At 55.3% G+C, this 14,057-nt stretch carries 13 protein-coding genes; all 13 read right to left on the minus strand.

Annotation, left to right across the window (positions count from 1 at the left end):
* Window positions 1-29 precede the first annotated feature (29 nt).
* On the minus strand, window positions 30-578 hold the full coding sequence (locus G7Y50_RS12210) for a DapH/DapD/GlmU-related protein (protein ID WP_165047729.1): 549 nt from the start codon (window positions 576-578) through the stop codon (window positions 30-32).
* The gene (locus G7Y50_RS12170; RefSeq protein WP_370458026.1) at window positions 562-1,755 is read right to left on the minus strand and encodes a glycosyltransferase; all 1,194 of its coding nucleotides are present in this window, start codon (window positions 1,753-1,755) and stop codon (window positions 562-564) included. The genes G7Y50_RS12210 and G7Y50_RS12170 overlap by 17 nt, the downstream gene beginning before the upstream one ends.
* A complete protein-coding gene (locus G7Y50_RS10425; protein WP_165055334.1) occupies window positions 1,740-2,537 on the minus strand; it encodes an NAD(P)-dependent oxidoreductase in 798 nt (265 codons plus the stop codon). The genes G7Y50_RS12170 and G7Y50_RS10425 overlap by 16 nt, the downstream gene beginning before the upstream one ends.
* Window positions 2,534-3,133, minus strand: a complete 600-nt coding sequence (rfbC, locus tag G7Y50_RS10430) for a dTDP-4-dehydrorhamnose 3,5-epimerase (protein ID WP_165055336.1) — start codon at window positions 3,131-3,133, stop codon at window positions 2,534-2,536. Before rfbC ends, G7Y50_RS10425 begins: the two co-directional genes overlap by 4 nt.
* A gap of 10 nt (window positions 3,134-3,143) precedes the next feature.
* The gene (gene rfbB, locus G7Y50_RS10435; protein ID WP_165055338.1) at window positions 3,144-4,157 is read right to left on the minus strand and encodes a dTDP-glucose 4,6-dehydratase; all 1,014 of its coding nucleotides are present in this window, start codon (window positions 4,155-4,157) and stop codon (window positions 3,144-3,146) included.
* Window positions 4,154-5,050, minus strand: a complete 897-nt coding sequence (gene rfbA / locus G7Y50_RS10440) for a glucose-1-phosphate thymidylyltransferase RfbA (protein WP_165055339.1) — start codon at window positions 5,048-5,050, stop codon at window positions 4,154-4,156. Before rfbA ends, rfbB begins: the two co-directional genes overlap by 4 nt.
* Entirely contained in the window at window positions 5,047-6,069 is a 1,023-nt protein-coding gene (locus G7Y50_RS10445) for a hypothetical protein (protein WP_165057060.1), read from the minus strand. The genes rfbA and G7Y50_RS10445 overlap by 4 nt, the downstream gene beginning before the upstream one ends.
* Before the next feature lie 151 nt (window positions 6,070-6,220).
* Complete coding sequence (locus tag G7Y50_RS10450) at window positions 6,221-6,949, minus strand: sugar transferase (protein WP_241156514.1); 729 nt, start codon at window positions 6,947-6,949, stop codon at window positions 6,221-6,223.
* A gap of 66 nt (window positions 6,950-7,015) precedes the next feature.
* On the minus strand, window positions 7,016-7,549 hold the full coding sequence (locus G7Y50_RS10455; protein ID WP_165055344.1) for a hypothetical protein: 534 nt from the start codon (window positions 7,547-7,549) through the stop codon (window positions 7,016-7,018).
* Window positions 7,550-7,557: 8 nt separating this feature from the next.
* Window positions 7,558-7,995 carry a hypothetical protein gene (locus tag G7Y50_RS10460; RefSeq protein ID WP_165055346.1) on the minus strand — a complete coding sequence of 146 codons (438 nt, stop codon included), beginning with the start codon at window positions 7,993-7,995 and terminating at the stop codon, window positions 7,558-7,560.
* Window positions 7,996-8,439: 444 nt separating this feature from the next.
* On the minus strand, window positions 8,440-9,057 hold the full coding sequence (locus G7Y50_RS10465) for a recombinase family protein (RefSeq protein ID WP_165055348.1): 618 nt from the start codon (window positions 9,055-9,057) through the stop codon (window positions 8,440-8,442).
* A gap of 108 nt (window positions 9,058-9,165) precedes the next feature.
* Complete coding sequence (locus G7Y50_RS10470; protein ID WP_165055350.1) at window positions 9,166-9,927, minus strand: class B sortase; 762 nt, start codon at window positions 9,925-9,927, stop codon at window positions 9,166-9,168.
* On the minus strand, window positions 9,917-14,050 hold the full coding sequence (locus G7Y50_RS10475) for a VaFE repeat-containing surface-anchored protein (protein WP_165055352.1): 4,134 nt from the start codon (window positions 14,048-14,050) through the stop codon (window positions 9,917-9,919). The genes G7Y50_RS10470 and G7Y50_RS10475 overlap by 11 nt, the downstream gene beginning before the upstream one ends.
* Window positions 14,051-14,057: the final 7 nt, after the last annotated feature.

Raw genomic sequence — 14,057 nt, forward strand, 5'->3', positions numbered from 1 at the left:
TTCAGAAATCGTTGTTCCATTACATCGTCTTAATGCGTTCTAGAGACATTGATGCGGAAATTACCCTGCTGCTGCTTCTTTCTCGCCCACTCGATTGTGCTGCCTACAATCTGCTGAGGATTCCCGATAACGATTGAATTGGACGGAATATCTCCTCGAACGACGGATCCAGCTCCGATGATACAATTGTCACCTATGGTACATCCGGGCATCAAAATTGACCCAAGACCCACAAAGCAGTTGTTACCCACGACGATATCTCGCAGAAAGTACGCTTCAAGAGTCATATCCTCCCCAATCGCTTCTAGCGCACGTGCTATCGAGTAATCATGGGTGAGAAATTCGACATTTTTTGAAATGACAGTCTTATCGCCAATATGAATGATGGAGTAATCCTTGCCGTCAAAGTGCACCGATGGCGCAATAAACTGAGGCATCCCTTTAATGTCCATGCCTTGTCTCTTAAGGTAATTCACGTATCGATCAAGGTACCAAGGCATGTTGAAATGCCCTACAACTTTCAGGAAACCGACGTACAGCTTTCCTGGAATTCTCCCGATGTTAGTGATGTTCTTCACGATTCTCTCTCTTCCTTCTCATGATCGATTCGCATACCGCTGTAACATCACCTACGCCCACGATTTCCGCTTCTGGTCCTACTGCTTCCGAAGTACCACCGGCATCGTAGGCAATGATCTGGGCTCCACAGGCCCGTGCCTCCAGCGCGACCGTGGGATAATTTTCCTCATAGCTGAGTATGCAGAACAAGTCGGCATCGGAATACAGTTCGGCGAGCTCTCGTTGATCGGCCGTGCGCTCGATCCCGATTACCCCCTCTGGAAGCCCCTCTAGTTGCTTTTTATTCAATCCCACAAGCACGATAGCCACGTCTGATCCTATGATTCTCGAAACCTCGAGGAAATCGCCAAAGCCCTTTCTCTCCGTCCACGGATTAGCCACACCAAGGACCATAAAGCGATTGCCAATGCCAAGTCGCTTCCTCCAATTGCTTTGCACGGGCCTAAAAACCGTCTCATCGATATGATTAGGTATAATCTCGATTGGATAATCGTCGAAAAATGACTCGGAGATGATTTCGGCGAGCCATTTGCTAGGAGAGACCAACGTTAGACGGCTCGCTGGTATGCTTGTAAATATTCTCTTTTTATCAGCATAGTTCTGAACGCAGTTGCCTTGGAACAACGTCTTTGGGTATGCGTTGAGCTGTGGACACTTCTCGGAATATGCGCAGTGAGACTGCCACTGTGCGCAATTTGCATATATGAAATTTGCGCAGTGCCCCGTAAACGCCCAGCAATCGTGTTGAGTCCAAATCACACGACATCTATGCGAGGCTAACCAGCCGAATAGCATTTCAATGTTAATCCAATAGCCATGAAGAATGTGCAGATGAACGATATCAGGATCTATCGCGTCAAGTCTTTTAAGGAGACGTCGTGTAGGCATACGGGAATGAAAACCAGCGCGGTCGTCAATCCTAGTCAGCACAGCATCGAGGTAGGTATTCAGGGGATTGCATATCCTCTGCATGAACTCGTCCTGCTCGTGTGCGCCGCGACCCCAGAATACCCAAGAATCATTACCTTTAGATCTGAGTTCGCAGTGTTTGGAAAAAACGACCGATTCTGCCCATCCAGTTGACCGTGCAGTCAACTGTACATATTTCACGCTAGATAACTCCCCAGAATCGATAAGCCGGTTTCCTTGCGATAGATTCCTCATCGATGCCCCCATACGGCAGGAGAGTCGTAAGGGCGGTCGGGAAACGCTCCGTATTCTAAATTGATACTGAGTTCGTTCTCGACGATGAAGCGTTCAACTCGGTCAGCAAGTTTCTCTGGCTTTCCAGAACAGATATTGTAGATGCCACTGCCATCTGCTCCTGCTACGATATCAGACACCTGCATGCAGAATTCTCCATAGTCGAGAAAGTCATACTGGTTCTGGCCCATAGTAAAGGGGAATGTCCGCTTCCCCTCAGCAGCAGCCTGACATATCTTGGAAAATATGGAGGAACCATATTGAGTATTGTCCACGATGTAGTATCCGCGCAGCCATAGCAACTCAGTACCAGATTCTGTCGCGAGAAGATTCGCCACTTGTCGTAGAGCATTCTTTGCTATGCCGTACATACTCTGCGGCATGCAGGGCGTCTCGGCACGTATACCTCCCTCGAAGTAGCCCACTTCGTGCATGGTGCCCATCACGGCTAAACGGGACAACGACGAGACGGTTAGTTTTCTGATGAACTTCACATGAGCCGGAAGGTCCTCCATATGAGCCGAAGAGTTATGGCTAAACCCATCTCGCCATGCGAGGTGCAGCACGCAATCAGGACTGCTCATCTCTGTATACGGATCCTCCATCTCAAACGCGCTACGCTCAATTGTCCTTGTCGCTCCTTCGACACGATCACAACGCATATCAACTGCCACAACCTCGTGGCCGCGTGATGCGAGCTCTGCAACTATTCCTCTACCGAGAAATCCATTTGCCCCTGTGACGGCCACCTTCATTTCATGCCTCCAAACCTCTCGCGAAATAACGGGTGTCTCTTATCCTTCTCCGAGAGAATCAGATCCGTACCACCTATTGACGCATCCGAAGGAATCGGCCAGTCTATTCCGATGTCGGGGTCATTCCACATGAGGCCGCCCTCGTCGTCAGGGTGGTACACGTCATCGCACTTATAGGCGAATATGGCGTGCTCGCTCAACACAAGAAAGCCATGCGCGAAGCCCTTCGGGATGAATAGTTGTCGGCGGTTTTCTCCCGAGAGTACAGCGCCCTCCCAGCACCCAAAAGTGAGACTATCGGGCCGCAGATCCACAGCAACATCGAAGACCTCACCAAAGAGCACGCGCACAAGCTTGCTCTGAGGATACTTGATCTGAAAATGCAACCCGCGCAGTACCCCACGTGTACTCGCGCTTTGATTATCCTGGACAAATTCCGCATCGATACCGCCTGCTGCAAAGTCAGGCCGTTTGTAGGTCTCAAAGAAAAGGCCTCGTTCGTCGCCGTAAGTCCTTATGTCCACAAGAATAACGCCCTCGATGGAAGTCTGAGTAAATGTAAAGTTGCCGGATGTGGTTTTGTCGCCCTTTGCCATAAAGCTCCCCTTACCGTCCATGTTTCGCATACTTGGCTTCAGTCGCAGCCTTAGCTGATCGCCACCACGCTTCATTCTCTTGGTACCAGGCAATGGTTGCCTCAAGACCGGCAACGAAATCGATATGCTGGGGATTCCAGCCAAGCTCCATTCTCAGCTTTGTCGCATCGATCGCGTAGCGGCGGTCGTGGCCGGGGCGATCGCAAACCCAATCGAAATCATCGGGATCCTTTCCCATCAAGGCCAAGATCGTATGCAGAATGTCGATATTGTTCCTCTCGCCATCAGCGCCGATGAGATATGTTTCACCAATACGCCCGCGAGTCAGGATGTTCCAAACAGCAGAACTGTGATCCTCGGTATGAATCCAATCACGGACGTTTTTACCATCACCGTATAGCTTGGGTCGAATGCCGTCGATGATATTCGTAATCTGCCTTGGGATGAACTTCTCGACATGCTGGTAAGGACCATAGTTGTTCGAACAGTTTGAAATCGTGGAGCGAATACCATAGGTGCGACACCAAGCTCGCACAAGCATGTCAGAAGCTGCTTTGGTAGAGCTGTAAGGGCTCGACGGATGATAGGGCGTCTTTTCTGTAAAGCGGGTAGGATTATCGAGGTCAAGGTCACCATAAACCTCATCGGTGCTCACATGGTGGTAACGCACATCGTATCTACGACACACCTCAAGGAGGCGGTAGGTGCCTATAATGTTCGTTCTTACGAACGGTTCGGGATCGGTGATAGAGTTGTCGTTGTGGGACTCGGCGGCGTAGTGAACGATTGCGTCGTGACCGGGAACAAGTTTATCCAGCAGCTTCGCATCACAGATATCTCCTACGACAAGCTCCACCCTATCCTCGGGTAGCCCTGCGATATTCTCGGAATTGCCGGCATAGGTCAGTTTGTCCAGCACGGTTACATGGACGCCAGGGTGCTCCCGCACCACATAGTGCACAAAATTGGATCCGATGAAACCGCAACCCCCCGTAACAATGATGTTCTTAGGTTTAAAAGTCATCTCGCAAACCCCTTCGATACATGCAGACGCATATCGACCACCTTGCTAAGGTAGTCACCATATGACGACTTGCCGAATCGGCGTGCAGCCTCTCGAACCTCATCCTCGCCAATCCAGCCGGACAGGTAGGCGATTTCCTCCAAAGCCGCGATCTTAAGACCTTGGTTCTGCTCTACCGAGCGAACAAACTCGCCAGCACGGTAGAGGCTTTCCATGGTGCCAGTGTCAAGCCAAGCTGACCCCCGATGCAGCAGCTCTACCTCAAGTTTCCCGTCTTCGAGGTACATGCGATTCAGATCGGTGATTTCATACTCTCCACGCACGGAGGGTTCGACCTTCTTAGCAAACTCGCAGACACGACTGTCATAGAAATAGAGGCCCGTTACGGCATAGTTCGAACGTGGTCTCTTCGGCTTCTCTTCAATGGAGATTGCTCGCATCCTCTCATCGAACTCCACTACGCCAAAACGCTCAGGATCCTCGACGTAAGTGGCAAACACAGTTGCTCCATGCTGCCTTGAGGCCGCACATCTCACGGCGTCAGTAAGCCCACCCCCGTAAAAGACGTTGTCACCAAGAACGAGAGCGCACGGTTCACCGTCGATAAAGTTCTCTCCAATAATGAACGCCTGTGCAAGGCCGTTGGGGCTAGGTTGCACCCGATACTCGATCCTCATGCCAAAACGCGAGCCATCGCCAAGCAATTCCTTAAAGCCAGGCACATCACGCTCAGTTGAAATCACAAGCACTTCTCGAATGCCAGCGAGCATGAGCACCGAAAGAGGGTAGTAGATCATAGGCTTATCATAGATCGGCAGTAACTGCTTGCTGGTCGAAATAGTGAGAGGGTAAAGCCGGGTGCCGGATCCCCCCGCAAGCACGATTCCTCTCACGAGGCAACGCCCCCTTTCTTGTATCCAGAGTAGGTAGGTCCCTCACCGAGCAGCGTGGCGGCGAAGGAGGTGATCGAATAGCTTTTATAGACATCAGGCGGAAGTTCTTGGTAATCCTTTGAAAAGAAATCTCTTGTGATGCTGCCTGGTCTGTCCCAAACGGCAACGTCACCATAGCGCGAGAAGTCGTATTGAAGCACTTCTGGGTTGGTAGTTATGAGCTTGCGACGCGCTCCGACAGCCTCTAATGTTCTGATGGTGAGTCCCCGCTGACCCGCTTGAGGTGAATCGATAATCGCCCTCGATCGTGCATAAACTTCTGCAACTTTTTCGGCAGACAAGGGAGAATGTTCGAGGCGTGCCCCCCGATATGCAGAATAAGTCATCTTTCTCAACAGCTCAGCGGACCTGGAAGGTATGAAGAAGTACTTAAACACACACAGCTCTTGTGCCTCCAGCTCTTCGCATATCTTGCAGATAGCCTCGAACTTGCTCGCTTGGTGGACGCTGCCTATAAAGCACGCATCGTAGGTAAAGCCGCCTTCGGGTACCAGCGGCAGACGCGCGTAGTCATCGAGGTAGAAGAGGGGTCGAAGCCTAAGCCTGAACCTATCGCAGTCATCCGGCTCAAACGAGTAGACCTCATCGAAAAGATCGAGGCACTCCCCGAAACGCTGACAATTCCCAAGTGCGTCCCAAAGTCCCGCCACATATTTCGTCCTCGGCGCGGCGGATCTGATTCGAGAAAACTGCCTGCGGGAAAAACAGAACGACATGCCGCTAAGATAGACTAAGCGATCGTACTCCCCTACGGAGAGCTTTGTCTCCAGGTCACGTGCATGCTTTGTCACCAACGGCTCTACAAGCCTATAGCTTACCCGACCTGCCGATTTGAAGGCAATTGATTCGCTTGGCCTGTCGACGAAACAGTCCACAACATTACCCTCTTTTATCAACGCCTGTGCGATCTTGTCCCGATAGCCGAAGAAGGAGGGCCCAAGCAGCAGAATCTTAGACACCACTACGCCCCGTCTTTCTCTTGCCGAACATCGCAACCGAACTCAACGCGCTGGCACTCGTTGTTCTCGAAGGTGACGTCGTTGCACGGCCTCGTTTGCCATGCAACGGGGACACCCTTGGAACTTATAATGAATACGTTATGCACTGCAATCAGCTCCCCTGTGCGGTAAGCATGCAACCCACGGTCTGGACGATCAGCTTGAAGTCCGTCCATACGGAGCACTTCTTGATGTAGAGCAGGTCGAGGTCGACCCACTCGTCGAAGGTTATGGAGTCGCGATCGCGCCTGGTCTGCCAAAAGCAGGTGATACCCTGCTTGCAGAGCAGCCGTTCGCGCTGACGTGGCGTGTAGGAGACGACCTCGGAGGGCAGCGCCGGGCGCGGGCCCACCACCGAAAGGTCACCCTTCAGCACGTTTACGAACTGCGGCAGTTCGTCGAGCGACAGCTTGCGCAGCCACTTGCCCACGCGCGTGACGCGGGGGTCGTTCGCCATCTTGAACACGGGGCCTGTCTTCTCGTTGAGCTTCTTGAGTTCGGTCAGGCGCTCCTCTGCGTCGGCGCACATGCTGCGGAATTTATACATGGTGAACTCACGGCCATCCTTTCCAACACGGACTTGCCTGAAAACGATGGGGCCCGAGGGGTCGTCGAGCTTGACGGCGACGGCGACAATGAGGAACAACCAGCTGAAGAGCACGAGGATGCACAAACTGAAAACGACGTCGAAGGCACGCTTGACAGCGCGGTAGCCGAAGCGCCTCGAGCGCAGCTGCCCTACAGCCTCGGCCAGCGCGGGGTCGTCTACAATGTCAACCGGATCTCCCGTTGCCTCAGCGCAGATGACGTCCGCCATGTCTTCGACCAGATCGTACGACAACCCTGTATCCTTTCCTTGCTCCTAGGTACCCCTCATTGGGGAGTGTTCTTCTTTCGCTTTGCTTTTCTATGTCGTCGCCGCGCCTACAGAGTTCCGCTTGCAGGTGACGCGCAGGCCCACTTGGGCGTCCACCTCTTGCCCGGCCACGGTCATGCGCACGTAGGCGCGCTTGCCTCGGTGTCTTACGCGACGGATCAGGCCCTCGCGGCCACATAGCGGCCCGCTTACCACCTCGATCTGGCCACCCGTGCCGACGTGCCCCTCCGAGAAACCGACGGTGCGGCGTCCTGGGCGCGTGAGTTCACCTAGAAGCGCGACCTCACCCGGCTCCATTTCTGCGGCGCCGGGGCCATCCAACAGCAGTTCGTCGATGCCGCGTGCGTGACGCAGGGCCGCGCGAACCTCACGCTTGCTAGGTGCCACGGCCACAAGCAGGCCCGCCGCCAAAGGCTCTTCCAGCGGAACTGACTCACCGCGCGGCGAGGCCATCTGTGCTCGAGGTACGAACAATTCCTCAAGACCATCGAGAAGCGCCTGCTCCTGCAAAAGGGCCAATGCTCGCTCCTCGCAACCCGGCTTCACGTTGATTGCAAACCACATGGCTACCCCTAGCTTTTGAAGGGGACGATCATGGGCACGCACTCGGCGAACCCTCCGTCCACATCTACGAAGCAGAAACGCTTGTGGCGATCAACCTTGACTACGCGGCTCTCCTGGCCCATAAGCGGGCCCGAGCACACGCGCAGTACACTGTCCTCAATGACGGCAGTGCTCGTGCGTATGACGTGCCCTGTGTCAAGAACGCCCTCGTACCACTCCTGTGCGGCAGCGGAAAGCGGCGCGAAGTGACGGGTGGCGTCGGCCTTCGCTATGCGCGCGGGAAAGGAGAGCTTGCTAAGCTCCTTATCGAGCGTGAGCACGTCCTTCGTCACGACGAAGAAGTACTCGTGGTACATAGGCACCGGGTAGAGGCTCCACGTACCGTGGTACTTGCGCCAGCGCTCCTTGCGCATCACGAAGGCATCCTCCAGTAGGTCAGGAGGCATGAGCTTGCGCACCTTGTCGCAAGTGGCCTGCTCGCGCCCAGGGGCATGGACCACATACCAGCGCCTGGTGCCGCGAGGCGTGCGTCTGCCGACAGGCATGCCCCCGAAGGCTAGTACCCCTGCAGGTTGTTTGGCCATATCCACCCCCTTGCCTACTTTTAGTCAAAACAAGGCGTGACCGCGGCCCTTTTATGAGCGACGATCTGCGCCCCTTACCGGTGAGGGTGTTGGAAAAGTACACTTAAAAACCAAGGGGCCTTTTGGGGCGAAAAATGGCATGAAAATAATGCGAGCAGGGTAAACATTCTTAAGAAACGTGTATAATTCCGGACATTACAGGTGAGTGAAAAGGTGTACTTTTTCAGACGTTGAAAACGTGGTCTGAACAGGTCTTATTCAGTTGTTTCTAAGGATTTGTTTTTCAGCGGCGGTTGTCACATGCCGCTAGCCAGCGGCCTTGTCCTTGCGCTCTTCGCGCAACCACTTGTCAAACGTGCTCAGGCTCACCTTCAGTCTCCCAGCCGCCTCAGCGCGCGTGATATGCCCCTCCAAATACGCCTGCCTTGTCGCCTTATAGCTCGTAGGCTTCTTCTTGCTCGGACGTCCGAACCGCACGCCGCGCGCCTTCGCCGAAGCAATTCCTTCGGCTTGGCGCTGGCGAATGTTTTCGCGCTCCATCTGCGCGACGTAGCTCAAAAGTTGCAGCACGATGTCGGCGATGAACACGCCGGTGACGTTTTCCTTGGACTCCCGGGTGTCAAGCAGGGGCATGTCAAGCACCACGATCGCACATCCCATGTGCTTTGTGATGTTTCTCCACTCATCGATGATCTCGTCGTAGTTGCGCCCTAGCCGGTCGATGCTTTTGACGACCATCACATCACCCGGCTTCATCACGTCCATGAGCCGCTTGTACTCAGGCCGCTCGAAGTCCTTGCCGCTTGCCTTGTCTGCGAACACGTTTGACTTATCAATCGGGAAGGCTAGAAGGGCGTCGAGCTGCCTGTCCAGGTTTTGGTCTTTGGAGGATACGCGGGCGTACCCGTAGGTTGCGTTTGACATGGATGCCTCCTTCATATGTCGCATCGCAATCGCAGAAAGCGATACTCAGCACCGCTTGGGGCGCATGTGGCGCTTGCGCGCCTCGTGCGGCGCTGTCGTATCTCTTAATTAAGCAGGTTGAGATGTGGATGCGTACACGACGGTGCGATAATTTCCCGTCTGATCGCTGCAGGTCGCAAAGGCCCAGACCACCTCGTTTGCGATCACGCTCCCGTCGAGCGCCAGGTCGCTTCGGGCTACGGCGCCTTCGACGTATGCGACGCGCTCCTCATCTGTGGCGAAGCTCGTGTGTAGCATCTCTTGGCGTGCGTCAACCACGTCAACTGCCCTGACCTTGAGCTCATAGCACCCGCCATTCGAGCGCGTGTGAACGTAGATGACCTCGTGCTGCCGCGCGTAGTCGCGATCGCTGAACTTTGCAAAGTCAGCAAAGACCGTGCCGTCGCTTAAGTTGTGGCCGTAGACCATGACGAATGGGGAGTGCGCCGTGCACTCCCAGTCGATATACGGAGTGCCGTATGCACCTTGTGCCAGCGCGTCCTCGTAGAGGTATCTGTTCGGGTAGTCCGGTGTCGCCTGCGCTATGGGCTCATCGATGGTTGTCCCAGGCACCTCCACCCATGTGACGATTGACTCAGGAAGCGCGTCCCAGTCGATTGGGCAAGACATCTCGCCCTCAGATCCGGTTTCCGTCTCTGTAACAGGCGTCTTTGCGGGTGCGAGGGAAACATCAGGCGGGATTGTCTGCCAGAGCGCGAAGGCAAGCAGGCATACAACCGCGATGATCAGAAAAAGGCGCGCTACGATGCCGCGGAGGCGGGCAAAACACCCGCCTCCACACTTAGAGCCGTGTGTGCGCCTACTTCTCATCGGAGGGTTCCGCCGCGCTGCACTCGCGTCGCCTTAGGAACGCGCTTGTGCCCCCTGCTAAGCTAAACGCAACAAGCGCGCATGCGCTTGCCCCGACAGCGCATGCTGTGACGACAGCACCAGTCTTGGGATATCCCTTGCCGGAAGCCTCAGGCCCAGGCGTTTCGCCGGGGGTGGGTTCCGGCTCAGGTGCTGGCTCATCAGACACGATGTTTACCGTCTGGGCCTCATCATTGATATCTGCATGAGTTGCAACCTCAATGCCGTCCTTTACGAGCGTTTCGAATACAACCACGGTCTTTTCTTCAAGTCCCGTGGCGTCAAACTCGAAAGTGACCTCGACTTCGCCTTTGGGTTGCTCGGGCGTGAACACGGAAGACGCCGTGATCTCTTTGCCCTGGGCGTCCTTGAGCGGCTCACCGGTGGCCTTGTCCATAAGGGTGCCGGTTACCACGTACTCCTTGCCGACAGTGAGGTTTTCGTAAGACACCGTGTCTACAATTATGGCCTTGTCATTGGCGATCACGTTCTTGTCGCCGTCAGCACCGTCTGCTGCTGCCGTGTGGATGGACGGAAAGCTTACCGTCTGACCCTCGTCGTTGATGTCTTCGTGCGTGGCGATGATGCTCTCGTCCTTGTCGGTGAGCTTCTCAAAGAAGACAACTGACGTGCCCGCAAGCTTGGTCGTGTCGAGGTCAACCGTGACGTCTACGGTTCCGTCAGGAGTATTCGGTGTGAACACGGTAGTACCCACCTTCGGAAGCCCGTCATCGCCTGTAAGAGCAGTGTTTGTAGACTTGTCCATGAGGGTGGTAAAGATGCGGTACTCATGTCCGGGGGTAAGGCCTGTATAGGCAACAGTGTCGATGAGCTTGCCGTCTTTCGTAACGCTTCCCTCGCTAGCGTTTGTGATGCCGTCTCGTGCCTGGGTAGCGATGTCAACGATGGCGACCGTCTGGTCAACGTCGTCAATGTCGGCGTGCACCATATACTCAGTATCTTCGAAGAGCATCGTCTCGAACGCCACGAGAGAGGTGCCCGCAAGGCTTGTGCCTGCAAACGTGAAGGTCACCTCGACCGTTCCGCAAGACTGCTCGGCCTCAAATGTGGTCTTAGCCTCGATTCGATTGCCCTCGTCGTCAAGTGCGGGCTCACCGGTGGCCTTGTCCATGAGGGTGCCTGCTGCCGTGTAGACGTTACCCGGAATAAGACCGGTGTATTCGATTGTGTCTACAATGGCAAGCTCATCGCGTGCTTGGCCCTCGTGAGTGCCGGAGGCCGCATCTGTTGCCGTGGTCTTCATGGTCTTTGGCGTGTTCTCAAGCTCAAACACATGGGTCTGAGCCATAGACTCTGTCTCATCCCACTCGATCATGCCCTGGTCGTTTACCGTAAAGTCGATGACACGAGCGCTTCCTTCCTCGTCAAGGTCGGTGATGGCATAACCTTCAGGTGCCTCAACCTCTTGGATGTGATAGCTTCCGTGCTTGGCGTAGGCAAGCGATATCACGCCCTCCTCGTCGGTGGTCAGCTCCTCATCAAAAGTGCCCTCGTCGTTCCAGATGTGGAATACGGCACCGGGAACAACGGTTTCATGATCAAGTGCATCGACTTTCAGGATCACAGGGTTCGTGGGCTCATCGGTCACGGCTTCCTCGTAGTCGTAGACCGCAACATCTTGCCCCGCATATTCGAGCGCCACGGTCTTCTCAGTCACGTCGAGTGCATAGCCGTCCTTGGCCTGCGCTTCATAGACCGTGTAGGTGCCAAGGTAGAGCTCAGGGCTTGTCGCCTTGCCGTCCTCGCCTGTGGTAAGCGTGGCTACGATCTCGCCCTCATGCGCCCGGATAGTTCCCTCAGGCGTTTGGATGGTCTCAGCCGCCTTTATGATGTAGACGGAATCATCGACTGCCTCATCTGTCCAGGCATCCGTCTTAGCGACAGTGATCGTTGCCTTTTGCGGCATGTTCGCGAACTCGATTACGAGCGGATCGTCCCATCCCTTGTAGTCAGCACCGACGCTAAACGTCTTGCCCTCAAGCTCCTTCACGTATCCGTAAGGAGCATTGACCTCCGTCAAGGTGTAGTCGCCCTGCTCTAAGAGCATGGGCAACGTGAGCTCTCCGCGCTCATTGGCCGTCCAGGTGTCAAGCGTCTCGGTTGCCGGGTAATGGAAGGTGTAGGTGATAGGCTCGCCATTCGCATCGAGCAGCTTAAAGCTGCACGGCAGCGGGATGTGCTTGTTAGTCTCTGCGTCAACCTTTTCGATCTTGAGAGGTGTCTGCGGAATGTGGTCGTTTACAAGCTGGGGCGGGTCGTATTGGCCCTCCTCGGAGATGACCGTCTTCCAGTCGGGGACGGGAAGAAGATCCTTGCCCCACGTTTCCTTAAAGTCTTTCGCCACATGGTCGGGTATCACCTCATGTACGGTGTAGGTGCCGTACGCCAGTGCGCCACTCCAGTCAGAAGGCTTGCTCCAGCCGTTTACCTTCGCATGGTCGTCTTTGGTAGTGGCAAGGCCGTTTGTGTCCGTGATGATCGTGCAGACGCGGCTTCCCGGCTTAACGAGCTTTCCGGTCTCAGGTGAGACGACCGGATATGCAGAGGAGTTGATGAGCTCGAACTTAACTCCTGGCACAAGCACGCGCTCGACCTCCTGGGGCATATCTCCTGTCGGATCAGAGTAGATGGTGGTGGGGACCTCCTTAACGAGGCGGAAGTCGCCATGTTTTACGGTATCGGGCACCTTAGGTGAGTTGTAGGTGTAGACGCTCTCGCCAGCTGCCCCGTCTTCAGTGATGCGGATGCAAAACACTTTGGGGTCCCCGCCGTGCCCGTCATCGAGGTTGTAGCCGCGAGGTGCGCGGGTCTCCTGCACGAGAATCGTGCCGAGCGGGATGGAGGCATCCCCGTTGGTCTGGTAGTAGAGAACATCCCCTGAGTACTTGTATTCTTCAGAGTAGTAGGCAAAGCCGTCCGCATCGGTCTCAAACACCCAGGTGCGGGCAGGGCTGCCAGAGGCTTCTGCATCTTGTGCCGTTGCAAAATCACCCGCATAGTAGCGTACCGTGAAAAGCGCGCCTTCGAGCGTGGCGTCACCTTGGGGAGCAGATTTTCCTGTCTGCGCGTCGATCTTGCCGAGCAGCATGCCCACGGGGTCGGATTGAGCGATGTCTGATACCTCACGGTCGTTCACACGCGTCGTCGCGTTCGGGGTCACATGGGCCTTATAGACAGTCGTGTCAAGTGCGTGTCCCGGAGCTTGCTTGGTCTCCATGACCCAGTAGTCGCCCTCTTCGAGCTCACCGAGGCTGCCGTAGCCATTTGCATCGGTTGTGATGACACCGGCCTTGTCGGTAAGGCCCTCGTTTTTGTAGACGGTGTACTCGGCCCCAGCGAGGGAGTAGAGGGGGTTGCCCTCACACATCGAGGGGTTCTCAGTCACCTTCATAAGGTCAAGTGCGCCGTAAGGGATGTATTTGAACGAGAGGATAAGCTGGTTGCCGGCACCGGTGTGGAGCATGAAGGGCTCGAAGTTGCCTGGCACCTCGCCCTGGCGGGCGCAGATCAAACGCCCCGTTGCGTTCGGGTTGATCTCTTGGCCGTTCGTGCCGAAGCCTATCACGTTTTGGCGACACCACGACTTGAACGACTCGTTGCAACCAAAAAGCGCATAGTGGCCGTTTGACGCGAACGTGTCAGAGAGCAGGATGTGCGTGAGTGCCGCGTAGCGCGCATCGGTCATAGCACTTCCGTCGTACCAGGTGCTGGGCCAAAGGCTCTTGTCAAACCCCGGGCTCCCATAGCCAAACCAGAGGTCCGCTATGGCCTCACTGTCACGCCCCGAGGGCGCGCTTATGGTGCTTTTGGCGTAGCTGCCGGAAGGAGGCGTGCTCGCAGACGGGTTGCCGCAGTAGGCCATCTCTCCGTCAGCGTACATCCAGTTGGTGGCGTATCCGGCGTAGGGGATCATGCCACCGACCGTGAGGTTGGCAGATTCTGCCGCATAGGCACCCGGTGTTGCTTGGGCGAGCGTTCCGAAAGCCGTAGACGCCGCGATGAGGATAGCGAGTACGCACCTGACCACCTTGGAGTGCCGCGCAGCATTGATTGTTGTTTCCATGGTTCCT

The organism is Adlercreutzia sp. ZJ176 (genome assembly GCF_011038975.1).
In the GTDB taxonomy this organism is placed as follows: domain Bacteria; phylum Actinomycetota; class Coriobacteriia; order Coriobacteriales; family Eggerthellaceae; genus CAAEEV01.